At 68.9% G+C, this 22,812-nt stretch carries 26 protein-coding genes, 1 other RNA gene and 1 riboswitch; of the genes, 14 read left to right on the forward strand and 13 right to left on the reverse strand.

Annotation, left to right across the window (positions count from 1 at the left end; translation table 11 throughout):
- Positions 1–4 precede the first annotated feature (4 nt).
- Positions 5–1,819 carry an autotransporter assembly complex protein TamA gene (locus PQB87_RS13725; RefSeq protein WP_060062629.1) on the reverse strand — a complete coding sequence of 605 codons (1,815 nt, stop codon included), beginning with the start codon at positions 1,817–1,819 and terminating at the stop codon, positions 5–7.
- 265 nt (positions 1,820–2,084) lie between these two features.
- On the opposite strand from PQB87_RS13725, the gene PQB87_RS13730 reads away from it, so the two are divergent.
- The 4 genes from PQB87_RS13730 (at position 2,085) to panD (ending at position 4,706) form a co-directional block, all read left to right on the forward strand.
- Positions 2,085–2,273: a DUF3460 family protein gene (locus PQB87_RS13730; protein ID WP_006478107.1), complete on the forward strand. Its 189-nt coding sequence runs from the start codon at positions 2,085–2,087 to the stop codon at positions 2,271–2,273.
- A gap of 4 nt (positions 2,274–2,277) precedes the next feature.
- Positions 2,278–3,150 carry a segregation and condensation protein A gene (locus PQB87_RS13735; protein ID WP_021164248.1) on the forward strand — a complete coding sequence of 291 codons (873 nt, stop codon included), beginning with the start codon at positions 2,278–2,280 and terminating at the stop codon, positions 3,148–3,150.
- 285 nt (positions 3,151–3,435) lie between these two features.
- Positions 3,436–4,275 (forward strand): pantoate--beta-alanine ligase, encoded by an 840-nt coding sequence (panC, locus tag PQB87_RS13740; RefSeq protein WP_027786732.1) that lies wholly within the window; start codon positions 3,436–3,438, stop codon positions 4,273–4,275.
- A gap of 44 nt (positions 4,276–4,319) precedes the next feature.
- Complete coding sequence (gene panD, locus PQB87_RS13745; RefSeq protein ID WP_021164250.1) at positions 4,320–4,706, forward strand: aspartate 1-decarboxylase; 387 nt, start codon at positions 4,320–4,322, stop codon at positions 4,704–4,706.
- 138 nt (positions 4,707–4,844) lie between these two features.
- On the opposite strand, the gene PQB87_RS13750 is transcribed toward panD, so the two are convergent.
- The 4 genes from PQB87_RS13750 to PQB87_RS13765 form a co-directional block, all read right to left on the reverse strand.
- The gene (locus PQB87_RS13750) at positions 4,845–5,513 is read right to left on the reverse strand and encodes a ParA family protein (protein ID WP_059496656.1); all 669 of its coding nucleotides are present in this window, start codon (positions 5,511–5,513) and stop codon (positions 4,845–4,847) included.
- 158 nt (positions 5,514–5,671) lie between these two features.
- On the reverse strand, positions 5,672–6,085 hold the full coding sequence (locus PQB87_RS13755; protein ID WP_059618822.1) for a DoxX family protein: 414 nt from the start codon (positions 6,083–6,085) through the stop codon (positions 5,672–5,674).
- Between the two features lie 149 nt (positions 6,086–6,234).
- Positions 6,235–6,375, reverse strand: a complete 141-nt coding sequence (locus tag PQB87_RS13760) for a hypothetical protein (protein WP_166741928.1) — start codon at positions 6,373–6,375, stop codon at positions 6,235–6,237.
- A gap of 81 nt (positions 6,376–6,456) precedes the next feature.
- A complete protein-coding gene (locus PQB87_RS13765; protein ID WP_489242132.1) occupies positions 6,457–7,962 on the reverse strand; it encodes a cobyric acid synthase in 1,506 nt (501 codons plus the stop codon).
- Positions 7,963–8,036: 74 nt separating this feature from the next.
- Between PQB87_RS13765 and cobU the strand changes: the two genes are divergently transcribed.
- Genes cobU through PQB87_RS13785 form a run of 4 tightly spaced genes read left to right on the forward strand, consistent with a single transcriptional unit; the run spans position 8,037 to position 11,455 of the window.
- A complete protein-coding gene (cobU, locus tag PQB87_RS13770; RefSeq protein ID WP_048022573.1) occupies positions 8,037–8,591 on the forward strand; it encodes a bifunctional adenosylcobinamide kinase/adenosylcobinamide-phosphate guanylyltransferase in 555 nt (184 codons plus the stop codon).
- Positions 8,585–9,529, forward strand: coding sequence for an adenosylcobinamide-phosphate synthase CbiB (cbiB, locus tag PQB87_RS13775; protein WP_489242134.1), 945 nt, complete (start codon positions 8,585–8,587; stop codon positions 9,527–9,529). Before cobU ends, cbiB begins: the two co-directional genes overlap by 7 nt.
- Positions 9,522–10,541 (forward strand): threonine-phosphate decarboxylase CobD, encoded by a 1,020-nt coding sequence (cobD, locus tag PQB87_RS13780; protein WP_489242136.1) that lies wholly within the window; start codon positions 9,522–9,524, stop codon positions 10,539–10,541. Before cbiB ends, cobD begins: the two co-directional genes overlap by 8 nt.
- Positions 10,538–11,455, forward strand: coding sequence for a cobalamin-binding protein (locus PQB87_RS13785; protein ID WP_489242138.1), 918 nt, complete (start codon positions 10,538–10,540; stop codon positions 11,453–11,455). Before cobD ends, PQB87_RS13785 begins: the two co-directional genes overlap by 4 nt.
- A 103-nt stretch (positions 11,456–11,558) precedes the next feature.
- On the opposite strand, the gene cobC is transcribed toward PQB87_RS13785, so the two are convergent.
- Genes cobC through PQB87_RS13815 form a run of 6 tightly spaced genes read right to left on the reverse strand, consistent with a single transcriptional unit; the run spans position 11,559 to position 16,030 of the window.
- A complete protein-coding gene (cobC, locus tag PQB87_RS13790) occupies positions 11,559–12,143 on the reverse strand; it encodes an alpha-ribazole phosphatase (RefSeq protein ID WP_489242140.1) in 585 nt (194 codons plus the stop codon).
- On the reverse strand, positions 12,128–12,904 hold the full coding sequence (locus PQB87_RS13795; RefSeq protein ID WP_042975792.1) for an adenosylcobinamide-GDP ribazoletransferase: 777 nt from the start codon (positions 12,902–12,904) through the stop codon (positions 12,128–12,130). The genes cobC and PQB87_RS13795 overlap by 16 nt, the downstream gene beginning before the upstream one ends.
- The gene (gene cobT, locus PQB87_RS13800) at positions 12,894–13,949 is read right to left on the reverse strand and encodes a nicotinate-nucleotide--dimethylbenzimidazole phosphoribosyltransferase (protein ID WP_111938769.1); all 1,056 of its coding nucleotides are present in this window, start codon (positions 13,947–13,949) and stop codon (positions 12,894–12,896) included. Before cobT ends, PQB87_RS13795 begins: the two co-directional genes overlap by 11 nt.
- Positions 13,950–14,001: 52 nt before the next feature.
- The gene (locus tag PQB87_RS13805; RefSeq protein ID WP_489242142.1) at positions 14,002–14,817 is read right to left on the reverse strand and encodes an ABC transporter ATP-binding protein; all 816 of its coding nucleotides are present in this window, start codon (positions 14,815–14,817) and stop codon (positions 14,002–14,004) included.
- The gene (locus PQB87_RS13810) at positions 14,814–15,812 is read right to left on the reverse strand and encodes a FecCD family ABC transporter permease (protein ID WP_489242144.1); all 999 of its coding nucleotides are present in this window, start codon (positions 15,810–15,812) and stop codon (positions 14,814–14,816) included. The genes PQB87_RS13805 and PQB87_RS13810 overlap by 4 nt, the downstream gene beginning before the upstream one ends.
- Positions 15,809–16,030 (reverse strand): hypothetical protein, encoded by a 222-nt coding sequence (locus PQB87_RS13815; protein ID WP_060062641.1) that lies wholly within the window; start codon positions 16,028–16,030, stop codon positions 15,809–15,811. Before PQB87_RS13815 ends, PQB87_RS13810 begins: the two co-directional genes overlap by 4 nt.
- Before the next feature lie 65 nt (positions 16,031–16,095).
- A riboswitch (cobalamin riboswitch) is annotated at positions 16,096–16,349 on the reverse strand.
- Positions 16,350–16,503: 154 nt separating this feature from the next.
- Here PQB87_RS13815 and PQB87_RS13820 point away from each other — a divergent pair.
- The 5 genes from PQB87_RS13820 to PQB87_RS13840 all read left to right on the forward strand — a co-directional run bounded on the left by PQB87_RS13820 (position 16,504) and on the right by PQB87_RS13840 (position 18,882).
- Positions 16,504–16,854 (forward strand): hypothetical protein, encoded by a 351-nt coding sequence (locus tag PQB87_RS13820; RefSeq protein ID WP_021160796.1) that lies wholly within the window; start codon positions 16,504–16,506, stop codon positions 16,852–16,854.
- Positions 16,851–17,165: a cell division protein ZapA gene (locus tag PQB87_RS13825; protein WP_011352906.1), complete on the forward strand. Its 315-nt coding sequence runs from the start codon at positions 16,851–16,853 to the stop codon at positions 17,163–17,165. Before PQB87_RS13820 ends, PQB87_RS13825 begins: the two co-directional genes overlap by 4 nt.
- Before the next feature lie 81 nt (positions 17,166–17,246).
- A non-coding RNA gene (ssrS, locus tag PQB87_RS13830) (6S RNA) lies at positions 17,247–17,428 on the forward strand.
- Positions 17,429–17,499: 71 nt separating this feature from the next.
- Entirely contained in the window at positions 17,500–17,961 is a 462-nt protein-coding gene (locus PQB87_RS13835; protein ID WP_021160795.1) for an EVE domain-containing protein, read from the forward strand.
- A 180-nt stretch (positions 17,962–18,141) separates the two neighbouring features.
- Entirely contained in the window at positions 18,142–18,882 is a 741-nt protein-coding gene (locus PQB87_RS13840) for an SIMPL domain-containing protein (RefSeq protein WP_048022579.1), read from the forward strand.
- Between the two features lie 110 nt (positions 18,883–18,992).
- Here PQB87_RS13840 and lgt read toward each other — a convergent pair whose 3' ends face one another.
- Positions 18,993–19,883, reverse strand: coding sequence for a prolipoprotein diacylglyceryl transferase (gene lgt / locus PQB87_RS13845; RefSeq protein ID WP_048022580.1), 891 nt, complete (start codon positions 19,881–19,883; stop codon positions 18,993–18,995).
- 89 nt (positions 19,884–19,972) lie between these two features.
- On the reverse strand, positions 19,973–20,887 hold the full coding sequence (locus tag PQB87_RS13850; protein ID WP_489242148.1) for a LysR family transcriptional regulator: 915 nt from the start codon (positions 20,885–20,887) through the stop codon (positions 19,973–19,975).
- A 137-nt stretch (positions 20,888–21,024) separates the two neighbouring features.
- On the opposite strand from PQB87_RS13850, the gene ilvD reads away from it, so the two are divergent.
- The gene (gene ilvD / locus PQB87_RS13855; protein ID WP_060062643.1) at positions 21,025–22,698 is read left to right on the forward strand and encodes a dihydroxy-acid dehydratase; all 1,674 of its coding nucleotides are present in this window, start codon (positions 21,025–21,027) and stop codon (positions 22,696–22,698) included.
- The last annotated feature ends 114 nt before the right edge of the window (positions 22,699–22,812 follow it).

Consider the following 22,812-nt stretch of genomic DNA (forward strand, 5'->3'; position numbering starts at 1 on the left):
ACGTTCAGAAAGCGATGCCGAGCGTCAGGTACGGGCGCACGCTATGGTTGCGCAACCCGTACGCGACGTCGACGTTGATCGGGCCGACGGGGCTGCGCCAGCGCGCGCCGACGCCGACACCCGGGTAGAACACGCGTTCGCCCCACGCATCGGTGGCCGTGCCGATATCGAAGAACGTCGCGGCGCCCCAGTCGCGGTTGAACCAGTGCTGGTATTCGGCGGTGCCCGTCATCAGGTACTTGGTCGGCAGGACGGAACCGTCGACGCTGTTGCCGATGCTCTGGTAACCGTAGCCGCGCACCGAGTTCGAGCCGCCCGCGCGGAACAGCAGCGACGCCGGCACGCCGGTCGAGCTGCCGCCCGTGAACACGCCGCCGAGCTCCGCGCGGAACACGAACAGGTCGCGCTTGCCGACCGGCAGGTACTGCTGGCCGCGCGCGTAGCCGCGGATGAAGGTCTGGTCGGTCAGCACGCCCTTGACCGCGAAGCCGGCCTCCGCGTGGATCAGGTTGCCCGAACGCGGGAACAGCGGATCGTCGACGTTGCGGCGCGTCCATGCCCATTGCGGCACGAGCGCGCGGCTCGTGGTCGGCCCCGCGCTGTTCTGGTCGAGCCGGTCCTGGTAGTACATCAGCGAATACGAATAGTCGATGAACTGGCCCGTGCGCGTGCGCTGCACGCCGACCCGCGCGCTGTAGATGCGCGTATCCGACACGTTGGTGTTCGTGTACGACGCGAGCACGCTGTTGGTCCACCCCTTCTCGCCCGGCGGCATCGACAGCTGGACCTGCCCGTATTGCTGGATCTGGTCGAGCCGGCCCGACACGGTCAGCGGCCACGCGGCGCCGAACGTGTCGAGATACGTGTAGGAGCCCTGCACATGCGGCCCGGTGTCGGTCGCGAAGCCGACGCCGCCGCGGATGTTGTTGTACGGGAACTCGCTGACCTTCACGTGCACGGGCGTGCGCTCGGGCTTCGCCGTATCGTCGCCGACGTCGATCGCGACGCTCGCGTAGTACGGCGTGTTCTGCAACTGCCGCTGCAGTTCGGTGATCCGCTGCACGTCGTAGATCTCGCCTTCCGACAGCGGATTGACGTTCGTGACGATCTTCTCCGGATAGCGCCGCACACCGTCGACGTCGACCTTGCCGATCGTGAACGTCGGACCGCTGTCGAACGTGACCGCGAGCGTCGCGCGCTGCGTGCGCGGGTCAATGCGCGCCTCCGACGACGCGATCTTCGCGCCGAGATAACGGCGCGACTGCAATTGCCTGAGCGCCGCGCCCTTCGCGCCGTCCCAGTCGGACTGCGTGAACGGGTCGCCCGGCTTCAGCGAAAACGCGAAACGGGTCGCGGCTTCCTGCTTCGGGTCCTCGGTGTCGACGGGCCCCTTGAAGGTCAGGTCGACGCTCGACACGACGGTCTGCTTGCCCGGATCGACCGCGATGCGCACGTCGCGCTTGCCGTCGCGCGTGCGCACGTCGGTGCGCACGACCGGCGAGAAATACCCGGCCGTCGCGGTCAGGTCGCGCACCTGCTGCGGGGTGGCCGTCACGAGGAAGTCGAACTGGTCGTCGCTGATGTCGTCGCGCTTCGCGAAGCGCGCGATGTCGAGGTGCGTCTTGAGCAGCTTGCGAACCGAGCGCGGCGCGTCGATGTCGACGTCGTACTTCGCGTGGGCCGGCAGCGCGAAGCATGCGGCCAGGCAACCCGCGAGGGTCGCCCGCGCGGCACGGGCCGCGGCGCCGGCGCGATTGCGTTCCACGCGCGGGCCCGCGTCATGTGCCGGATGTGCTTGCTGGTTCGACTGCCCCGCCAAATATGACCTCGCCCTCGGTTGTCACGGTTTTGTGGAAACCCTGTATTTGACCACAGCGTGCCGGCGTCAAAGCTTAATGTTTGTAAACCGCCGCGCGAGCGCCCGTGGCCGCTGCGTCATGCCCGGCGGCGCGCTTGCGGCCACCGGCTGCGCGCCAGCCCGCGGATTCGACGCGCGATTGCCGCCGGCCGTTCCCGCGATGCGGTAAAATCCCGCCATCGTGAATCCGGCGCATCGTGCGCCGCCCGAAACGGAAAATCCAGCCATGCCGTACCAGTCCGATGTCACGCAGTTCCTGAACCAGCTCAAGCAACAGAAGCCGACGCTCGAGGAAGAGCAGCGCAAGGGCCGTTCCCTGCTGTGGGACAAGCAGCCGATCGACCTCGAAGAGCGCGCCGAGCAGCAGGAATCGCGCGTGAAGCAAACGTCGTACGTCTACTACCAGAACTTCTGACGACGTGAGCGCCGCCGACGAGGCCAGCGCCGCCCGCCAGGACGACGCGATCGCCGCGCCCGCGGGCGCCGATTCGACGCCCGACACGGTCGACGGTGTCGCGGCATTCGCTCGCCTGTACGGCGAGCCGCTGTTCAAGCTGCCGCAGGATCTCTACATCCCGCCCGATGCGCTCGAGGTGTTCCTCGAGACCTTCGAAGGCCCGCTCGACCTGCTGCTCTACCTGATCCGCAAGCAGAACTTCAACGTGCTCGACATCCCGATGGCGCAGGTCACCGCGCAATATCTGGGCTACGTCGACCAGATCCGCACGTCGAACCTCGAGCTCGCGGCCGAGTACCTGCTGATGGCCGCGATGCTGATCGAGATCAAGTCGCGGATGCTGCTGCCGGTCAAGAAGGCCGACACCGGCGAGGAAGCCGAGGATCCGCGCGCCGAACTCGTGCGCCGCCTGCTCGAATACGAGCAGATGAAGCTCGCCGCGCAGCGGCTCGACCAGTTGCCGCAGCTCGGCCGCGACTTCCTGCGCGCCGAGGTCTACATCGAGCAGAGCGTCACGCCGCGCTTCCCCGACGTGAATTCGGACGACCTGCGCGCTGCATGGGCCGACGTGCTCAAGCGCGCGAAGCTCGTCCAGCACCACAAGATCTCCCGCGAGGAGCTGTCGGTGCGGGAGCACATGAGCCTGATCCTGCGCCGGCTGCAGAACGCGCGCTTCATGGAATTCGCCGAGCTGTTCGACACGTCGCGCGGCGTGCCGGTCGTCGTCGTGAATTTCATCGCGATGCTCGAACTCGCGCGCGAATCGCTCCTCGAGATCACGCAGGCCGAGCCGTTCGCGCCGATCTACGTGCGTCTCGCGTACCTGCCCGCGTAACCGGCCAGGCGCCCGCGCAACGCCCGCGCCCGCCCTTCCCGCCCTCCCGATTCATTCCGGCACACATGCCGCCTCGCCGCAGCCCGACGCGACTGCGCGGGCCGTTGCCGGCACGCCCTCTTAAAAAGTGAACGACCGTACTTTTTTCGATGCGTTTGGCGGCCAAATCCTCTACAATCCGCCGACGCCCGATGCGCCGCCCGCGCGCCGGCGTTCTCCGCTTCGACCCCGACGCCGCTGCTGCGGCGCCAACGCGCGCATGCGCGAGGAAACCGCTACCCGATCATGAAAGTCATCAGCTCGATCCAGGAACTGCGCGACCAGTTGCGTGGACAGAACCGCACGGCGTTCGTGCCGACGATGGGCAACCTGCACGAAGGGCACCTGTCGCTGATGCGCCTCGCGCGCCAGCACGGCGACCCGGTCGTGGCGAGCATCTTCGTCAACCGGCTGCAATTCGGCCCGAACGAGGATTTCGACAAGTATCCGCGCACGCTCCAGGACGATATCGAGAAGCTGCAGCAGGAAAACGTCTACGTGCTGTTCGCGCCGACCGAGCGCGACATGTACCCGGAACCGCAGGAATACCGCGTGCTGCCGCCGGACGACCTCGGCGGGATTCTCGAAGGTGAATTCCGGCCCGGCTTCTTCGCCGGCGTGTGCACGGTCGTCACGAAGCTGATGTCCTGCGTGCAGCCGCGCGTCGCCGTGTTCGGCAAGAAGGATTACCAGCAGCTGATGATCGTGCGCCGGATGTGCCAGCAGCTCGCGCTGCCGGTCGAGATCATCGCGGCCGAAACCGTGCGCGACGAGGACGGCCTCGCGCTGTCGTCGCGCAACCGCTACCTGACGACCGACGAGCGCAAGGAAGCGCCCGAGCTCGCGAAAACGCTGCAGCGCGTGCGCGACAGCGTGCTCGGCGGCGAGCGCGACCTCGGCAAGCTCGAGCATCACGCGCGCACGCATCTGGCCGAGCGCGGCTGGGCGCCCGACTACATCGCGATCCGCCGCCGCGCGAACCTGATCGCACCGAGCGCCGCCGAACTCGAAGCCGGCGAGCCGCTCGTCGTGCTCGCGGCCGCGAAGCTCGGCGCGACGCGCCTCATCGACAACCTGGAAATCTGACGGGCCGCCCGCCCGCGCCTCTCACGACGCATCACGGAGACACCATGCAGCGCCACATGCTCAAATCGAAGATCCACCGCGCGGCCGTCACACACTGCGAGCTGCACTACGAAGGCTCGTGCGCGATCGACGAAGACCTGCTCGAAGCGGCGGGCCTCATCGAAAACGAACGGATCGACATCTGGAACATCAACAACGGCGAGCGTTTCTCGACGTACGCGATCAAGGGCGAGCGCGGCAGCGGGATGATCTCGCTGAACGGCTCGGCCGCGCGTCGCGCGCAGCTCGGCGACCTCGTGATCATCGCGGCATTCGCGATGGTCGATGAAGCCGAGATTCAGGCCGGCTGGAAGCCGAAGCTCGTGTTCATCGACGACGGCAACAAGATCAAGGGCCACCGCGATCACGTGCCGACGCAGAACTGGACCTGACCTGACCGGCCGCCCGCGTGCCGCGGCGCGCGGAGCGGCTGTGCCGCTTGCGGTCGAAAGATCGAAGGGCCGGATGCCGTATATCACGGGATCCGGCCCTTTCTCATTTCATCGCGTACCGGCCCGGCGGCCGCGCGATCAGGACGCCTTGGCGGCCCTCTCCGTCTTCTCGGCCTTCGGCGCGCGGCGTTCGGCCCATTCGACGATCGGCCGCCACTGTTCGAGATCCTTCTCGACCCGGCTCTTCGCGACGTCCCACAGCGTGAGGCCGTGCGCGGCGATCTGCACGTAGTTCTGCGTGTCGCGCACGTAGCCGAGCACCGGCAGGCCGAGCCCTTCGACGAACCGGTGAAGCTGGTCCGACGAGCGCGTGCGCGCATCGACCCGCATCCCGACGATCCCGACCTCGACGCTGCCCTTGCGCACGGCCTTCTCGCCGGCGAGGCGCTCCAGAAACTGCTGCGTGGCCAGAATATCGAACATCGACGGCTGCAGCGGCACGATCACCTTGTCGGCCAGTTGCAGCGCGACGTTGAGCCGGTTGCCGTGCAGCCCGGCCGGCGTATCGATCACCGCATATTCGAGGCCGCGCGGCGGCTTCGTCGGCGCGTCCGGATCGAGTTCCCATGCCTCGATTGCCGGCAGTCCGGCCGGCCGCAGGTCGAGCCACGCATGCGCGGACTGCTGCCGGTCCAGGTCGGCGAGCGCGACCCACGCGCCCTGCGCCGCGAAATAGCCGGCAAGATTGGTGGACAGCGTGCTCTTCCCCACGCCGCCCTTCGGATTCGCCACCACGATCACCGTCATGAATTCCCCCGAAAAAGCCGCGCGGCGCCTGCCGCGGGGCAGGCGCCGCTCGATTGCGGATACAGGGAGCGATGATATCGGCAAACGGGGTGTCACCGGAACGGGTTGCGCCGCGCCGTGTATGCCGGCTTACCCCGCCGACTTACCCACTTACCCCATTACGCACGCTGAACCGCGGCTTCCCGTGCGCCGAGCGCGAACGCGCCGCCGCCCAGCAGCGCCTGCACGGCGAGCGTGACGGCCCAGAACGCCGGGTATTCCCAGCCGCCGTTCGGCGACGCGAAGCTCCAGCCGTTCGGCAGATGCGCGGCGGTCGCGCCGAGCATGAACGGCAGCAGCACCAGCGCGGCGACGCGCACGCGGAAGCCCGCGAGCAGCGCCACGCCGCCGGCCAGTTCGACGAACGTCGTCAGGTACGCGAGCCAGCCCGGCAGGCCGATCGATGCGAAGAACTGCGCGGTGCCGGGCAGCGTGAAGACGAACACCTTCTGCGCGACGTGCGCGAGGTACAGCACGCCGAGCGCGACGCGCAGCAGGGTCGCGGCGAAATCGTTGAGGCGATTGGGGTTCATGGCGAATTCCTTCGTGAGTGGTGTGAATGGATCGCACTCTATTCGAATCGATTCGACCGATAAACGCGCCAATTCGCTTTAACTGATTCCCGAATGGAATCAATCGAGACATAAAAAGGGGCATGACCGATCATGCCCCGCGACCTGCTTCAGTAACCGCTCTTGCCTTGTGTGGCGTCGCCGGAACCGGACTGGCCGCCGCCCGGTGCGTACGAATCGCACGCGTGCGCAACCGCCGACACGCCCAGCAGCGCCGCGAGCAGCACGCTCCACCACCATCGAGCCTTCATCGTCGCACTCCTCCAGGCGGACATCCGCCCTCCTGTGTTGTATGCGATCCGGCGGAAAAAGCGAGCACGGCCCGGCCCGCGTCAACGAAACTCGGCGTACAGCGCGTCGAGATCGAGATGGTCGGCGAACGAGTCGGCCAGCCGCTCGAGCGATGCCTCGCGCAATGCCGGATAGTCGATGCGCTCCGCGCCGTCGAGCCCGGCCCACGCGAGCAGCGCCGCGCATGCGTCGGGCGAGTCGAACAGCCCGTGCACGTAGGTCGCGAGAATCTGGCCATCGGCGGACACCGCGCCGTCCGGGCGTGTGGCGTCGGCGGGTGCGGCATCGGCTGCCAGCGTCAGCGCAGGCGACCCGAGCGCGGGCCCGTGCGTGTCGCCCATGTGGATCTCGTAGCCGCGCACGGCCGCCCCGCCCGGCAGCGCGAGATGCCCGGTCACGTTCTTCAGCGTCTTGTCGCGCTGCAGGGTCGTGTCGAAATCGAGCAGCCCGAGCCCCGGCACGCTGCCGGGCGCCCCTTCGAGGCCGAGCGGATCGTCGAGCGTGCGGCCGAGCATCTGCATCCCGCCGCAGATGCCGATCACCTTGCCGCCGTAGCGCAGATGGCGACGGATCAGCGTGTCCCAGCCCGCGTCGCGCAGCCATGCGAGATCGCGCTGCACGCTCTTCGAACCGGGCAGGATCAGGAGGTCGGCATCCGGGACGGGGCCGCTCTTCCAGTACGTGAATTCGACCTGCGGATGCGCGCGCAGCGGGTCGAAATCGGTGTGGTTGCTGATGCGCGGCAGCGCCGGCACGACGACGCGCAGCAGGCCGGCATCGCCGCGTGCGGCGGCGCTGCGCGCCTGTGCGGGCAGCATGTCCTCGGCGTCGAGCAGCAGGCCGTGCAGGTACGGCAGCACGCCGAACACGGGCTTGCCCGTCTGCGCACGCAGCCAGTCGAGCCCCGGTTCGAGCAGCTTGACGTCGCCGCGGAAGCGGTTGATCACGAAACCGCGCACGCGTGCGCGCTCGCTGTCCGACAGGCACGCGAGCGTGCCGACGAGGTGCGCGAACACGCCGCCGCGATCGATGTCGGCGACGAGCACGACCGGGCAGTCGACGCGTTCGGCAAACCCCATGTTCGCGATGTCGCCTTCGCGCAGGTTGATCTCGGCCGGGCTCCCCGCGCCCTCGACGATCACCGTGTCGTAGCCGGCGCGCAGGCGCGCGTACGACTCGAGCACCGCTTCGAACGCGACCGGCTTGTAGCCGTGATACGCGCGTGCATCGAGGTTCATGCGCGCCTTGCCGTGAATGATCACCTGCGCGCCGCGGTCGCTCGTCGGCTTCAGCAGCACGGGGTTGAAATCCGTATGCGGCGCAACGCCCGCGGCCAGCGCCTGCAGTGCCTGCGCGCGGCCGATTTCGCCGCCGTCGGCCGTCACCGCGCTGTTGAGCGCCATGTTCTGCGGCTTGAACGGCGCAACGCGCGCGCCGCCGCGGCGCGCGAGCCGGCACAGGCCCGCGACCAGCGTGCTCTTGCCCGCGTCGGACGTCGTGCCCTGGATCATCAGCGTGCCGCGCGGCCGCGGCTCGGGTGCATTCATCGTGTAAAGGTCGTCGCGAAGCAAAGGCCGCATTATCTCCCGCGCCGGCGTGCCCGCGCCGTTACAATCACGCGATGATTCCGCACGACCTCACCTTCGTCCTCGGCGGCGCACGCTCGGGCAAGAGCGCGCACGCCGAGCGCCTCGCCGCCGACAGCGGCCGCCCCGTCACCTACATCGCCACCGCAACCGCCGCCGACGCCGAATTCGCGCAGCGCATCGCGCACCATCGCGCGCGCCGGCCGGCCGCCTGGGGCTTCGCCGACGCACCCGTCGACCTCGCCGGCACGCTCGCGCGGCTCGACGATCCGCACGCGTGCCTGCTCGTCGACTGCCTGACGCTGTGGCTCACGAACCTGCTGTGCCCGGCCGACGGCGAACCGCTCGACGATGCGCAGTACGCGGCGCAGGTCGACCGGCTCGAGCACGCGTTGCGCGGCGCGCGCGCGAAGGTGATCGTCGTCAGCAACGAGATCGGGCTCGGCGTCGTGCCGCTCGGGTCGGTCACGCGCCGCTACGTCGACGAACTCGGGCGCCTGAACCAGCGTGTCGCCGCGCTCGCGACGCGCGTGACGCTGCTCGTCGCCGGGCTGACGCTCGACCTCAAGACGGGAGCGCCGTCATGCTGATGCTGTCGCTGCCCGTAGTCGCGATGTTCGCGGTTGCGGCCGCGATCATCGACCGCGCGATCGGCGAACCGGCCGGCTGGCATCCGCTCGTCGCGTTCGGCCGCCTCGCCGCGCGCATCGAAGGCGCGCTGAACACGGGCCGGCGCGGCCGCGTGATCGGCGTCGCCGCATGGATCGCGGCGGTCGTGCCGCCGGTCGCCGTCGCGGCATGGCTCGCGGCCGTGCTGCCATGGCCGCTCGCGGCCGCGCTGCACATCGCCCTGCTGTGGTTCGCACTCGGCGCGAAAAGCCTCGCCGACCACGTCGCGCCGATCGCCGCGGCGCTGCTGCGGCGCGACCTCGGCGCCGCCCGCACGCTCACCGCGCGCATCGTGTCGCGCGACACGAGCGACGCGGACGAAGGCACGCTGTCGCGTGCGGCCGTCGAATCCGCGCTCGAGAACGGCAACGACGCGATCTTCGGCGCGCTGTTCTGGTTCGTCGTCGCAGGCGGCCCCGGCGCGCTGCTGTTCCGGCTCGCGAACACGCTCGACGCGATGTGGGGCTACCGCACGCCGCGCTTCCTGACCTTCGGCTGGGCCGCCGCGCGCCTCGACGACGCGCTCAACTGGATTCCCGCGCGCCTGACGGCCGCGAGCTACGCGCTGCTCGGCGACACGGCCGCCGCATGGCGCTGCTGGCGCACGCAGGCACGCCACTGGGACAGCCCGAACGCGGGCCCGGTGATGGCCGCCGGCGCCGGCAGCCTGAACGTGCAGCTGGGCGGCCCGGCCGTCTATCACGGCGAGATCGAGGATCGTCCCGCGCTCGGCACCGGCGCGACGGCGAGCGCAGTCCATATCGTCGCCGCGTTGTCGCTCGTCACGCGCACGCTTGCCCTGTGGCTCGCGCTGCTGGTCGCGAGCGGCGCACTCGTCATGGCCACCCATCATGTCTGACACCCGCATCACGCACGGCGGCAACCTGCATGAAGCCGCACGCCGCCACGGCATTCCGTACGACACGTGGCTCGACCTGTCGACCGGCATCAATCCGGCCGGCTATCCGGTGCCGCCCGTCCCGGCCGACGCGTGGCGCCGGCTGCCCGACGACGGCGACGGCCTCGCGGCCCGCGCCGCGCAGTACTACCACGCGCCCGATCCCGCGCACGTGCTGCCGGTGGCCGGCAGCCAGGCTGCGATCCGCGCATTACCCGCGCTGCTGCCGGCCGGCGACGCCGGCGTCGCGACGCTCGCGTACGGCGAATACGCGCCCGCTTTCGCGCGACACGGCCATCGCGTCGTCGCACTCGACGTCGGCACCGATACGTTGCCTGCGACGCTGCGCCACGTCATCGTCGGGAATCCTAATAATCCGACCGCCGAATTCGTGCCGGCCGAACGCCTGCTCGGCTGGCATGCGCAGCTGGCGGCGCGCGGCGGCACGCTGATCGTCGACGAGGCGTTCGCCGATACGGGCGCGACGCAGTCGCTCGCGCCGCAGGTCGATCGCCCGGGGCTCGTCGTGCTGCGTTCGGTCGGCAAGTTCTTCGGGCTCGCCGGCATCCGCGCAGGCTTCGTGCTCGCGTGCCCCGGCCAGATCGTCGCGCTGCGCGACATGCTGGGCGCCTGGACGGTCGGCGGGCCCGCACGCCATGCGGTCGCCGCGGCGTTCGCCGATCGCGCATGGCAGGCCGCCGCCCGCGAGCGGCTCGCGGCCGACGGCGAGCGGCTCGCCGCACTGCTGCGCGCGCACGGCTTCGCTGCCCGCGCGACGCCGCTCTTCAGCTGGACCGACGACCCGCGGGCAGCGGCACTGCATGCGGTACTCGCGGCACGCGGAATCTGGACGCGATACTTCCCGACACCGTCGAGCGTACGCGTCGGCCTGCCGGGCAGCGAAGCCGAATGGCAGCGCCTCGGCGACGCACTCGCGCACTGCGTGCCGCTGCTGCAACGGGAATCCGCATGATTGCGCGCCTGTTGCGCCGGCTGACACCGGTCGCGATGCTGACCGCACTCGCTCACGCACCGCTCGTCCACGCCGACATCACGACGCGCGACGACGCCGGCAATACCGTCACGCTGCCTGCACCCGCGCAGCGCGTGATCAGCCTCGCGCCGCACGCGACCGAGCTCGTCTACGCGGCCGGCGGCGGCGCGAAGCTCGTCGGCACGGTCACGTACAGCGACTATCCGCCCGCCGCGCAAGCGATACCGCGCGTCGGCGACAACAAGGCGCTCGACCTCGAGCGGATCGCCGCGCTGAAGCCCGACCTGATCGTCGTCTGGCGGCACGGCAACGCCGAGCGGCAGACCGACGCATTGCGCGCATTGCATATCCCGCTGTTCTTCAGCGAACCGAAGCACCTCGACGACGTATCGTCGTCGCTGCGCCGGCTCGGCACGCTGCTCGGCACGCAACCGGCTGCCGATGCGGCCGCGGCCGCCTATACGCGCGACATCGCGGCGCTACGCGCACGTTATGCCGCGCGGGCGCCCGTCACGATGTTCTTCCAGGTCTGGGACCGGCCGCTGATGACGCTCAATGGCGCGCACCTGATCAACGACGTGATCGAGCTGTGCGGCGGCCGCAACGTGTTCACATCGCTCCGGCCGCTCGTGCCGACCGTCACCGACGAGGCCGTGCTCGCGGCCAATCCGGAGGCGATCGTGACGACGAGCGCGGGGGCGTCGCGTACGGACGAACCGTTGCCGAGCCTGGCGCGCTGGCGCACGTGGCCCGCGCTGACGGCCGTGGCGCGCAACAACCTGTTCGCGATCGACGGCGATCTGCTGACGCGACCGTCGCCGCGGATCGCGCAGGGCGCGGCCGCGCTGTGCGAGGATCTCGAAGCCGCGCGTGGGCGGCGGCCGGCGCGCTGAGTTCCGGCGGCTTGCGCGCCCGTCGCGCATCTGAACCCGATGCGTCGGTGTTTGAGACAGATCGACCGCGCGCCGCGTCGTTCAGATGCGGACGCCGGTGCGCCTATTCGTCCCAGTGCACCACTTCCCACGTTCCCGTGGCGGCATCCGCGCGCAGCCAGACGACACCACCGGTCGGCACCGGCCGCGACAACAGCGTATCGAGCGGCACGCGCAGTACATGCGCCGCGAACACGCGGATCACGCCCGCATGCGTGACCGCCCATTGCGGCCGGTCGAACTGCGCGACGGCATCGGCCCGCCGGGCGACCCGGGTAGCGAACCGCGCGACGCTTTCGCCGCCATGCGCGCACGCATGCATCAGGTCGGCCGCCCACGCATCGAGTGCCGCGCGGTCGATATCGTCCCAGCGCCGCATCTCCCACGCGCCGAAATCCATTTCCTGCCAGTCCGCATTGCGTTGCAGCGGCACGCCGCATGCCTGCGCGATCCGCTCGGCAACGGACACGCAGCGCGTCAGCGGGCTCGTCCAGACCTGTTCGGGAAACGGCGCGCCGAGTACCGACAGATGCGCGCGCACGGCCTGCGCGCCGGCGTCGGCCGGCGCGGCGAGCGGCACGTCGCTGCGTCCGTAGCAGATGCCCGGCTCGACACCGACGGCCGGATGACGGATCAGGACGACGTCCATCCGAGCACCACGAGATAGATCGCCAGTTCGCACAGTTGTTGCGTGAAGCCGAGACAGTCGCCGGTATAACCGCCGATCCGCTTCACGAAATAGCGGGCTGCCCACGCGCGCACGAGCACGAGCGCCACGCAGGCGGCGACGCCCATGCGCCAGTCGGGCCAGAACAGCCACGGTAATCCGAACAGCGCGGCGACACACGCCGCGCGTGCCCCCATCCGTTGCGCGACCGGTTTCGCCTTGCCTTCGGGCCGCACGTAGTCGAGCGTCATCAGCAGGCTCACGGCCGCCGCGCGGCTCGCCGCGTGCGCGGCGATCATCGTCCATGCGGCACGCAACGGCAGCATCGACGCAAGCGCCTGCCATTTCACGCCGAGCGCGATCACGAGCGCGACCGCACCGAACGTGCCGATCCGCGAGTCGTGCATGATGCGCAGCACGTCGTCGCGCGTATAGCCGCCGCCGAACGCATCGCAGCTGTCGGCGAGGCCGTCCTCGTGGAAGGCCCCCGTGGCGAGCAGCGTGGCGGCCATCGACAGCCCGACCGCGATCGACACGGGCAGCGCGCGCAGCGCGACCAGATACACGAGCGCGCCCCACGCGCCGACGCATGCGCCGACGAGCGGGAAATATCGCGCGGCCTGGTCGAGATCGCCGGCCGCGTAACCGATCGCGCGCGGCACGGGCACGCGCGTGAAGTAGCCGAGCGCGACGAAGAAGTAGCGCAGTTCGGCCCGCACGCCGCGCGCGCGATCAGGCGTCACGATCGTCGACACCGGCGGATTCGAAGCTCGCCATTTCCGTGAGGAACGCGGCAGCCGCACGCACGAGCGGCAGCGCGAGCGCCGCGCCCGTGCCTTCGCCGAGCCGCAGGTCGAGCGCGAGCAGCGGCTTCGCGCCGAAATGCTCGAGCATGCGCCGGTGCCCGGCCTCGTGCGACGTATGCGAGAACACGCAGTAGTCGCGCACGCCGGGCGCGATGCGCTCGGCGACGAGCAATGCGGCCGTCGCGATGAAGCCGTCGACGAGGATCGTCATCCGTTCGCTCGCGGCCGCGAGATACGCGCCCGTCATCATCGCGATCTCGAAGCCGCCGAACGTCGCGAGCACGTCGAGCGGCGCAATCGCGTGCGAGTGCTTGACGAGCGCACGGCCGAGCACCGCGCGCTTGTGCGCGAGGCCCTGGTCGTCGAGGCCCGTGCCGCGCCCGACGCACGCGTCGATCGGCACGCTGAGCAAGCGGCTCATCAGGCACGCGGCCGACGACGTGTTCGCGATCCCCATCTCGCCGAAGCCGATCACGTTCGTGCCGAGCGACGCGTGCAGGCGCACGCGCGCCGCACCGGCTGCGAGCGCCGTCATCGCCTCGTCGCGCGTCATCGCAGGTTCCGTCGCGAAGTTGCGCGTGCCGCGCGCGACCGGCAGCGACACCAGGCGGTCGGACAGCGGCAGCGGCGACGCGACGCCCGCATCGACGATCTCGAGCGTGCTCTGCGCGACGCCCGAGAACGCATTGATCGCCGCGCCGCCGGCGAGGAAATTCGCGACCATCTGTGCGGTCACCGCTTGCGGATAGGGGCTCACGCCTTCGGCGGCAATCCCGTGATCGCCGGCGAACACGATCATCACGGGACGCTGCACGACCGGCCGCTCGGTGTGCTGGATCAGGCCGACCTGCAGCGCGACTGCCTCGAGCTGGCCGAGGCTGCCGGGCGGCTTGGTCTTGTGGTCGATCACATGCTGCAGGCGCTTGCGCAGCACGTCGTCGAGCGGTGCGATCGCGGGCGGGAAGTGGGTCGGGGTCGTCATCGGGAAGCCGTGTCGTGGGCGCGGCGTGCACCGCGCATCGGAAAAGGAAACGTCATTGTCGCTCGGGCCACGCCGGCAGCAGCGCGTCGCGGCCGTTCTCGCGGATCAGCACGAGCGGATAACCGAACGCGTCGCTCGCGCGCTCGGGTGTCAGCACGTCGTGCACGGGGCCGGCCCACGCGTGGCCACGGCCGTCGAGCAACAGCGCATGCGTCGCGAAACGCCGCGCGAGGTTCAGATCATGGCACGAGAACAGCACCGCGCGCGGGCCCGCGTCGAGCCAGGCGGCCAGCGCGGTCAGGCAATCGATCTGGTGATGCAGGTCGAGATGCGCGAGCGGTTCGTCGAGCAGCATCAACGGCGCGTCCTGGCACAGCGTCGCGGCCAGCGCGACGCGCTGCCGCTCGCCGCCCGACAGCGACAGCACGTCGCGCGACGCAAGCGCGGTCAGGTCGAAGGTCGCCAGCGCGTCGCGCGCGGCCGCGCGGTCGCCGTCGCGCTCCCAGCCCCAGCCGCCGAGATACGGAAAGCGGTTGAGCAACACCGTATCGAACACGGTCGCGCTGAATGCGTCGTGCAGTTGCTGCGGCATCAGTGCGCGGCGCTGCGCGAGCTGCGCGGGCGGCCATGCGGAAAGCGGCCGGCCGTCGATCTCGACGTGTCCGCCGGCCGGCGGCTGAAGCCCCGCGAGGGTCGCAAGCAGCGTCGTCTTGCCTGCGCCGTTCGGCCCGGCGATGCACCAGATCTCGCCCGGACGGAACGCCTGCGTGAAGCTATCGAGCAGCGTGCGCGCGCCAGCCTTCAGCGTCAGGCCGACGGCCGCGCAGCTCATCTCGTCGCCGCTGGCGCGCAATGCGGCACGGGTCATCGCATCGGCCTCCTGAGCAACATCCACAGGAACACCGGCACGCCGATCAATGCGGTCATCACGCCGACCGGCAGTTGCGCGGGCGCGATCGCGGTGCGTGCGAGCAGGTCGGCGGCCATCACGCCACCGCCGCCCGCGAGCATCGCGGCCGGCAGCAACATCCGCTGGTCGTTGCCGAATGCGAGCCGCAGCGCGTGCGGCACGACGAGGCCGACGAAGCCGATCGTGCCGGCGGTCGTCACTGCGGCCGCGGCGGCCAGCGATGCGACGAGATAGATCCGCACACGCAGGCGCGCGACCGGCACGCCGAGCGCGAGCGCCGTCGCATCGCCGCGCAGCAGCACGTTCAGTTGCGGCGCGGCCGGCAGTGCGATGCACGCGGCCAGCAGCAGCGCGCCCCACGCGAACCACGGTGTGCTCACGCCGTTCAGGTCGCCCGTCAGCCAGAAGATGATGCCGCGCAGCCGCGCATCGGGCGCGAGCGACAGCAGCAGCGTGACGAGCGCGCCCCACCCCGCCGCGATCACGACGCCCGTGAGCAGCAGCCGCGGCGACGCATCGCGCGACTCGCCGCGCCCCAGCTCGCGGCGCGCGAGTCCGAGCACGAGCACGACCGACACGAGCGAGCCGGCGAACGCCGACACATCGACGAGCCACCATGCGCCGCCCGCGATCATCGCGACGAGCGCGAAGCCGGCCGCGCCGCCGGACACGCCGAGCACGTACGGATCGGCGAGCGGGTTGCGCAGCAACACCTGCAACAAAGAGCCGGCCAGCGCGAGCAGCGCACCGCACGCGAAGCCCGCGAGCGCGCGCGGCAGGCGCAGCGTGCGGACGATGTCGGCGAACAGCGCGTCGCCGCCATGCGGCACGAGCGACGCGAGCGCCTGCCACGGCGACATCGGTACGCTGCCGATCGACAGCGACGCGACGAACAGCAATGCGACCGCCGCGGCCAATGCGGCCCAGATCGCGGTGGCGCGCACGGCGCTCATGCGGCCCTCCGCGCGACGGACGACACTGCGCGCATCGGCGCGCTACCGCTGCGGGCCGGGCGCGACATCGGCGCAGTGCAGCGTGTTGCAGGCATACCCAAGCTCGTGATCCTTGCGGTCAGGTGGTCGACGCGCGCGACGACCTTCCGGTGGTCGCCCGGTTCGAGAACGTCATCAAGATGGCAGAAATCGGCGCCGCCGACGATTGGGGTCAGCATCGAAGATCAATCCCGTGAAGCACTGCACGCCCCGCTTCCCCGCAGGCCGCGCGTCACGAAGCCCGTGCGGGCTCCCCGCCTCGGCCGGTATCCGGGCTGGCGGCGGTCCGGCTCGCCTTCCCGCGCGAAGACGCGCAGTGGCCCGCGTCCGCATGCGAAACGTGCATGCGGAACGCGCCCGAGCCGGCCTGCGTCATGCAACGCGGCCGCTTACCGTTGCGGGGGCAGCGCAGGTTGGCGGCGTCCTGGCGGAGCCCGCGCCCTGCTTCCCGTTTAACCGCGCGTTGCACGCGCGAGCACCGAGGCGGCGCCAGTTTAGGAGCGGGTCGCACGAGCGTCAAGGAAGCATCCGGGCACGCACGTGACGCGCCGATTCGCGGCAAGAAGCAGGGGTGTTACGACTGGAAACGTTACAGATGTCGGTTTGCGCGTTATTCCGCGCTAAAATGCTGGGTCTTTAGAGGACGCAGCAAATGCTCAACGAACTCGAAACCCTATCTCAAAATATTGGCCGTCTGATTTCGCTGAACAAGCGCTATCACTCGGAACGGCTCGCGCTCGAGGAGCAGGTCGCGCAATTGCGCGCGGACGCGGACACGGTCCGCGCGGAACTCGCGCAACTGCGCGACGAACGCAATGCGCTCGCGGCCGAGCGCGACACGCTGTCGGCAAAGATCGACGACGCCCAGGTGAAACTGAACGCGATTCTCGAAAAGCTGCCGCGCTCGAAAAGTGCGGAGCAAGCCGACAACCAGCTCGACCTGCTGGATGCGCAGGCGCGTACGGATGGCGATGACGCGGCCAGCCACGGAGAACATGCATGAGCACCAAGCAGATCGAAGTCTCGATTCTCGGTCAGGCCTATCGGCTCGCCTGCTCGGCCGAGACCGAAGCGGCACTGCTCGAAGCGGTCGCGCGCGTCGACGCCGAAATGTCGAAAATCCGCTCGAACAGCTCGGTACGCGGCACCGATCGCATCGCCGTGATGGCGGCGCTGTCGCTCGCTTCCGAATTGCTGCGGCTGCAAACGAGCGTGCGGCACGGTGAAGCATTTCCGGCGGAGGAAATCCGTCGTACAATGCACCAGATGAATGAACAGCTCGGCGCGGTGCTCGCACAGCACGAGACGCAGTAACGTTTTAATCGATGCGTCGATTCCCCTTGATCTCGGCGATCAACGGTGGTCAAATTGGCGCATCGAATCACAGTTCAGTCAGCTTCCCTGCCTGGTTCGCCAAGGTCATATATTCCTTGAACCAATGCCATGTGCACGGTTGCGGAAATTTGTAGCACGGGCGCGCGCGTCACTCTGTCTGATGTACCCGAAGTGCTGCTAACTGCGACCAATTCTGAACCTCAGGTTCAGGATGCCGGCCTAGCGGCCAAGGCGGGGGCCTATCCAACGGCATCGGGCGAAGCCCGGTGCCGTTTTCTTTTGTAGCAGCCTCTTTCTGCGTCGATCACGATCCATGCAATACTGGCTGATGAAGTCCGAACCGGACGAAGCAAGCATCGACGATCTCGCCAACGCACCGCAGCGCTCGCTGCCGTGGACGGGCGTGCGCAATTATCAGGCGCGCAATTTCATGCGCGACACGATGAAGATCGGCGACGGCGTGCTGTTCTATCACTCGAGCTGCCCCGAGCCGGGCATCGCGGGCCTCGCCGAAGTATCGTCGACACCCTACCCCGACCCCACGCAGTTCGATCCGAAAAGCCCCTATTACGATCCGAAGTCGACCCGGGAAGCGCCGCGCTGGCTGCTCGTCGACGTGCGCTACGTGAAAAAATCGCCGCTCGTGCCGCTCGCCGCGCTGCGCGAACACGACGAACTCGCCGACATGCGCGTGCTCGCACGCGGCAACCGGCTGTCGATCACGCCCGTCACGCGCGCCGAATGGCGGTTCATCACCGAAAAGCTGATGAAGTAGGCGCACGCCGAACGTCAAATCTGGTCAGTACGCGCCGCCGCCACGGAACTCGCGGCACTTTCGCGCGGCCTAAGCAACCGCTGCCGGCCGATCAAGCCGGCCGTCGTTTTTTCGTCGCGCGGTACGCCCGCGTCGCGCACGCGTGATCCGCGTGCGCGCCCTCGCACAAGGAGTCCAACAATGACCAAGAAATCCGCACTCGCGCTGTCGCTCGCCCTTGCCGCCGCCGTTCCCGTCGCGCTGACGCTCGCGTCACCCGCCGCGCACGCGCAGGCCGCGAACCCGCACTTTCCGGAGCCGGCAGGCGTGCTGTCGCTGTCGTCGCAGGCCAGCGCCGACGTGCCGCAGGACATCATCCACATCACGCTGTTCTACGAGCAGCAGGCCAAGGATCCGGGCAGCCTCACCGCGCAATTGAACCAGCGCGCCGACGCCGCCCTGTCGCAAGCGAAAAGCGTATCGGGCGTCACGGCACACACGGGCGCATTCTCCGTCTATCCGAGCACCGATCGCGACGGCAAGATTTCCGCATGGCGCGGCCGCACCGAGGTCGCGCTCGAATCGCGCGATTTCGCCGCGGCGTCGAAGCTGGCCGGCCAGTTGTCGAACCTGATGCAGGTCGCGAACGTCGAGTTCTCGCTGTCGCCCGAAGCGCAGCGCGCAGCCGAGCAGAAGCTGACGACCGAGGCGATCAAGTCGTTCCGCGCCCGCGCGGACGAAGCCGCGAAGGCATTCGGCTACAGCAGCTACACGATCCGCGACGTGAACGTCGGCGGCGGCCGCAACGTGCAGCCGTATCCGCGCATGATGGCGATGGCCGCGGCACCGATGGACAGCGCGAAGATGAGCGCACCGATCGCGGTCGAAGGCGGCAAGGCCACCGTGTCGGTCACCGTCAACGGTTCCGTGCAGATGAAGTAACGCGCAGCGCGCGGCAGTCCGAAATGAAAAACGCCGGCCCGAAGGCCGGCGTTTTTCATTTCAATGCGTGGGACGATGCACGCGCCGATCGCGCGTGCATCGTCATCACCTCACGCAACGGCATTCGCCGCGCGGCGGCGATACGCCCAGACCATCAACGCGATGCCCGCGATGATCATCGGCAGCGACAGCCACTGCCCCATCGACAGGCCGAGCGCGAGCAGGCCGAGGAAGTCGTCGGGCTCGCGCGCGAACTCCACCGTGAAGCGCGCGAGGCCGTAGCCGATCAGGAACAGCGCGGACACGGCGCCCATCGGCCGCGACTTGCGCGCGAAGAGGAACAGCGCGAAGAACAGCACGATGCCTTCGAGCGCAATTTCATAGAGCTGCGAAGGATGACGCGGCAGCATCTGGTATTGCATGAACACGTCGGCGAGATGCCACTTCTCGACGAGTTCCGGATGCTTCGGCAACCATGCCGCATCGTCGCGCATCGCGCCCGGGAACAGCATCGCCCACGGTGCGGACGGATCGGTCACGCGGCCCCACAGTTCACCGTTGATGAAGTTGCCGAGCCGCCCGGCCGCGAGCCCCGTCGGCACCATCGGCGCGACGAAATCGGTGACCTGCAGCCAATGGCGCTTGCGCTGCCACGCGAACAGCATCATCGCGAGCGTCACGCCGAGGAAGCCGCCGTGAAACGACATGCCGCCCTCCCACACCTTGAACACGTCGAGCGGATGCGAGAAGTAGAAATCGGCCTTGTAGAACAGCACGTAGCCGAGGCGGCCGCCGAGCACGGTGCCGAGCACGCCGTAGAACATCATGTCGTCGATGTCCTTCACGGTCCAGCCCTGCGCCGCGACGTGCGGCAGCTTCAGGCGGATCCGGCCGACGACGATCGCCGCGATGAAGCCGACGAGATACATGAGCCCGTACCAGCGCACGGCCAGCGGCCCGAGATGGATCGCAACGGGGTCGAAATTCGGGTGAATGATCATGGGTTAGCGAAGAAGTTTTCGAATGCGGTGCGGCCGTCGCACACGCGCAGCACCGCGCGTTGGACGGCACCGGCGCGCCATCGTTCACGTCACGTGGCGAGCCCCTGCGCGCGCACGACGTCGAGGAAGCCGGCCAGCACGGGGCTCACGTCGCCGGTACGCCACACGAGGCCCGTCTCGACGACCGGCGCCTGACCGGCGAGCGGCCGGTAGACCACGCCGGTGCGCCGCAGGTTACGCAGCGATTGCGGCACCAGTGCGACGCCCATGCCGGCCGACACGAGGCTGACGATCGTCTGCATCTGGATCGCCTCCTGGCCGATGCACGGGGTTTCCCCCGCCGCGCCGTAGCAGCCCGTAATGATGTCATAAAAGCCGGGCGCCAAACGACGCGGAAAGATCACGAGCGGCAACGCGGCGACTTCCGCGAGATGGACGGGCTCGTCTTCAGGCGCGTCGCTCGCGGCCGCCGGCATCGCGATCACCAGCGGCTCGCGCAGGACGGGCAGGTACGACAGCCCGGCCGCGTGGCGCGGCGGCACGGGCGGAATGACGAGCCCCGCGTCGATGCGGCCGGCGACGAGTTCGTCGATCTGCACGTCGCTCGTCGCCTCCGCGAGTTGCAGGCGCACCTGCGGATAACGTGCACCGAACGCACGCAGCAACGAGGGCAGCAGCCCGTAATCGGCGGTCGACACGAACGCGAGCGACAACGAGCCGGCCTCGCCGCGCGCGAGCCGTCGCGCCAGCGGCGGCAACGCATCGGCCGACGCAAGCAGCCGGCGCACATCGGGCAACAGCGCGGCCCCGACCGCCGTCAGCGCCACCGAACGCTTGCTGCGCACGAACAGCGCGACGCCGAGCGTGTCCTCGAGCGCGCGGATCGCCTGTGACAGCGGCGGCTGCGTCATCGACAGGCGTTCGGCCGCGCGGCCGAAATGGCGCTCGTCCGCAACGGTCGCGAAATAGCGCCACTGGCGCAGGTCGGGAGTCGGATCAACCATGCGTCTTTCATTCAGGAAACGACTTAATAGGCGACAAATAATATATTGGACATCCCAATCCGGAAACTCCATGCTTGACTGATCCGAACCGGCGCGCGCCGTTCACCGGCGCTGCCCAGACAACGATGGAGTCCCCCATGGCTTACAACCGCCGCTCGAAGCACATCACGCAAGGCGTGGCCCGATCGCCGAATCGCTCGATGTATTACGCGCTCGGTTACCAGAAGGACGATTTCGACAAGCCGATGATCGGCATCGCGAACGGCCATTCGACGATCACGCCGTGCAATTCGGGCCTGCAGCGCCTGTCGGACGCAGCCGTCGCGGCCGTGAAGGCATCCGATGCGAACCCGCAGATCTTCGGCACGCCGACGATTTCGGACGGCATGTCGATGGGCACCGAAGGCATGAAGTACTCGCTCGTGTCGCGCGAGGTGATCGCCGACTGCATCGAGACCTGCGTGCAGGGGCAATGGATGGATGGCGTGGTCGTCGTCGGCGGCTGCGACAAGAACATGCCGGGCGGGATGATCGCGCTCGCGCGCCTGAACGTGCCGGGCATCTACGTGTACGGCGGCACGATCCGCCCCGGCAACTGGAAAGGCCGGGACCTGACGATCGTCTCGTCGTTCGAGGCGGTCGGCGAATTCACCGCGGGCCGGATGTCGCAGGAGGATTTCGAAGGGGTCGAGCAGAACGCATGCCCGACGTCGGGTTCGTGCGGCGGGATGTACACCGCGAACACGATGAGTTCGTCGTTCGAGGCGCTCGGGATGTCGCTGCTGTACTCGTCGACGATGGCCAACCCCGACCAGGAGAAGGTCGATTCGGCCGCCGAGTCGGCGCGCGTGCTCGTCGAGGCCGTGAAGCGCGACCTGAAGCCGCGCGACATCATCACGAAGGAATCGATCGAAAACGCGGTGTCGGTGATCATGGCGACGGGCGGTTCGACCAATGCCGTGCTGCACTATCTTGCGATCGCGCACGCGGCCGAGGTCGACTGGACGATCGACGACTTCGAGCGCATCCGCAAGCGCGTGCCCGTGATCTGCGACCTCAAGCCGTCGGGGAAGTACGTCGCGACCGACCTGCACCGGGCCGGCGGGATTCCGCAGGTGCTGAAGATCCTGCTCGACGCGGGGCTGCTGCACGGCGACTGCATGACGATCACCGGCCGCACGATCGCCGACGAACTGAAGGACGTGCCCGCCGTGCCGCGCGCGGACCAGGACGTGATCTTCCCGATCGACCGCGCGCTGTACAAGGAAGGCCACCTTGCGATCCTGAAAGGCAATCTCGCGGAAGACGGCGCGGTCGCGAAGATCACCGGCCTGAAGAACCCCGTGATCACGGGCCCGGCGCGCGTGTTCGACGACGAGCAGAGCGCGATGGATGCGATTCTCGGCGACCGGATCCAGGCAGGCGACATCCTCGTGCTGCGCTATCTCGGCCCGAAGGGTGGCCCCGGCATGCCCGAAATGCTCGCGCCGACGTCCGCGATCATCGGCAAGGGGCTCGGCGAATCGGTCGGCTTCATCACTGACGGCCGCTTCTCGGGCGGCACCTGGGGCATGGTGGTCGGCCATGTCGCACCCGAGGCGTTCGTCGGCGGCACGATCGCGCTCGTGCAGGAAGGCGACCCGATCACGATCGACGCGCACCGGCTGCTGCTGCAGTTGAACGTGGACGACGCGGAACTCGCGCGCCGCCGCGCCGCGTGGCAACAGCCGGCACCGCGCTACACGCGTGGCGTACTCGCGAAATTCGCGGCACTCGCCCGGCCCGCGAACCAGGGTGCCGTCACAGGTTGACACGGGTACATCAGCGCATGCGACCCCGTTAAACACGGCCGCCGGGGGAACGCGCAAAACGCGCTTTCCCTTTGCTTTTATAATGCGCGGGTCATGAAGCCGGCCGTCCCCGCC

Source organism: Burkholderia sp. KL41 (genome assembly GCF_057005415.2).

Excerpts from the sequence above, each read along its gene's own strand:
- PQB87_RS13730 (WP_006478107.1), top strand. The coding sequence starts at position 2,085 with ATGCCGTACCAGTCCGATGTCACGCAGTTCCTGAACCAGCTCAAGCAA.
- panC (WP_027786732.1), top strand. The coding sequence starts at position 3,436 with ATGAAAGTCATCAGCTCGATCCAGGAACTGCGCGACCAGTTGCGTGGA.
- panD (WP_021164250.1), top strand. The coding sequence starts at position 4,320 with ATGCAGCGCCACATGCTCAAATCGAAGATCCACCGCGCGGCCGTCACA.
- PQB87_RS13750 (WP_059496656.1), bottom strand. The coding sequence starts at position 5,513 with ATGACGGTGATCGTGGTGGCGAATCCGAAGGGCGGCGTGGGGAAGAGC.
- PQB87_RS13755 (WP_059618822.1), bottom strand. The coding sequence starts at position 6,085 with ATGAACCCCAATCGCCTCAACGATTTCGCCGCGACCCTGCTGCGCGTC.
- PQB87_RS13760 (WP_166741928.1), bottom strand. The coding sequence starts at position 6,375 with ATGAAGGCTCGATGGTGGTGGAGCGTGCTGCTCGCGGCGCTGCTGGGC.
- PQB87_RS13765 (WP_489242132.1), bottom strand. The coding sequence starts at position 7,962 with ATGAATGCACCCGAGCCGCGGCCGCGCGGCACGCTGATGATCCAGGGC.
- cobU (WP_048022573.1), top strand. The coding sequence starts at position 8,037 with ATGATTCCGCACGACCTCACCTTCGTCCTCGGCGGCGCACGCTCGGGC.
- cbiB (WP_489242134.1), top strand. The coding sequence starts at position 8,585 with ATGCTGATGCTGTCGCTGCCCGTAGTCGCGATGTTCGCGGTTGCGGCC.
- cobD (WP_489242136.1), top strand. The coding sequence starts at position 9,522 with ATGTCTGACACCCGCATCACGCACGGCGGCAACCTGCATGAAGCCGCA.
- PQB87_RS13785 (WP_489242138.1), top strand. The coding sequence starts at position 10,538 with ATGATTGCGCGCCTGTTGCGCCGGCTGACACCGGTCGCGATGCTGACC.
- cobC (WP_489242140.1), bottom strand. The coding sequence starts at position 12,143 with ATGGACGTCGTCCTGATCCGTCATCCGGCCGTCGGTGTCGAGCCGGGC.
- cobT (WP_111938769.1), bottom strand. The coding sequence starts at position 13,949 with ATGACGACCCCGACCCACTTCCCGCCCGCGATCGCACCGCTCGACGAC.
- PQB87_RS13805 (WP_489242142.1), bottom strand. The coding sequence starts at position 14,817 with ATGACCCGTGCCGCATTGCGCGCCAGCGGCGACGAGATGAGCTGCGCG.
- PQB87_RS13810 (WP_489242144.1), bottom strand. The coding sequence starts at position 15,812 with ATGAGCGCCGTGCGCGCCACCGCGATCTGGGCCGCATTGGCCGCGGCG.
- PQB87_RS13815 (WP_060062641.1), bottom strand. The coding sequence starts at position 16,030 with ATGCTGACCCCAATCGTCGGCGGCGCCGATTTCTGCCATCTTGATGAC.
- PQB87_RS13820 (WP_021160796.1), top strand. The coding sequence starts at position 16,504 with ATGCTCAACGAACTCGAAACCCTATCTCAAAATATTGGCCGTCTGATT.
- PQB87_RS13825 (WP_011352906.1), top strand. The coding sequence starts at position 16,851 with ATGAGCACCAAGCAGATCGAAGTCTCGATTCTCGGTCAGGCCTATCGG.
- PQB87_RS13835 (WP_021160795.1), top strand. The coding sequence starts at position 17,500 with ATGCAATACTGGCTGATGAAGTCCGAACCGGACGAAGCAAGCATCGAC.
- PQB87_RS13840 (WP_048022579.1), top strand. The coding sequence starts at position 18,142 with ATGACCAAGAAATCCGCACTCGCGCTGTCGCTCGCCCTTGCCGCCGCC.
- lgt (WP_048022580.1), bottom strand. The coding sequence starts at position 19,883 with ATGATCATTCACCCGAATTTCGACCCCGTTGCGATCCATCTCGGGCCG.
- PQB87_RS13850 (WP_489242148.1), bottom strand. The coding sequence starts at position 20,887 with ATGGTTGATCCGACTCCCGACCTGCGCCAGTGGCGCTATTTCGCGACC.
- ilvD (WP_060062643.1), top strand. The coding sequence starts at position 21,025 with ATGGCTTACAACCGCCGCTCGAAGCACATCACGCAAGGCGTGGCCCGA.